The following is a 610-nucleotide window of genomic DNA, read 5'->3' as shown; positions in this document are numbered from 1 at the left end:
TGGATCTCAGTCTATCACTTCCTGCTTAATATTCCACCTTTAGATCCGGCAGCAGTTCGACCAGGTGGCCAACTTACCAGGCACCGGCAGCAGCTCGACCGGGTGGCCAAGTTCAGATCTGGACGCCAGAAGGAAATCAACCAGGTGGCCAACTTACCAGGCACCGGCAGCAGCTCGACCAGGTGGCCAAGTTCAGATCTGGACGCCAGAAGGAAATCAACCAGGTGGCCAACTCACCAGGCATCGGCAGCAGCTCGACCAGGTGGCCCATTTCGTACGTACGAAATCAGGCGACGCTATGCGAAATCTTGGCGGCAATCCCCCGCGACTACGTGATTTTTTTAACGTAGAGCGCGCTTTTTCTTGCCATAGTAGGCCATTTTGGCCTATAATCTTAATTAAGAAGACCGGGCACCCGCCACGGTCAATACCGGAGAACTCCGATGATCCACACAGCTAACCGCACCTTTCACCAACTCTATCGAGAATGGATACGCGAACGCCGCGAGCATATGCACAACGTTTTGACCTGGGAGCGTGATCGTTACGGTGCTCGCCTCGTCGGTCTGTTTTATCGTTACTGCAAGGTGGCCAACCCCTTTCCCCGTTG

Source organism: Streptomyces luteosporeus (genome assembly GCF_039532865.1).
GTDB classification, from domain to species: Bacteria; Actinomycetota; Actinomycetes; order Streptomycetales; family Streptomycetaceae; genus Streptomyces; species Streptomyces luteosporeus.
The sequence above is the reverse complement of the archived record's forward strand: the minus strand, read 5'-3'. Positions refer to the sequence as shown.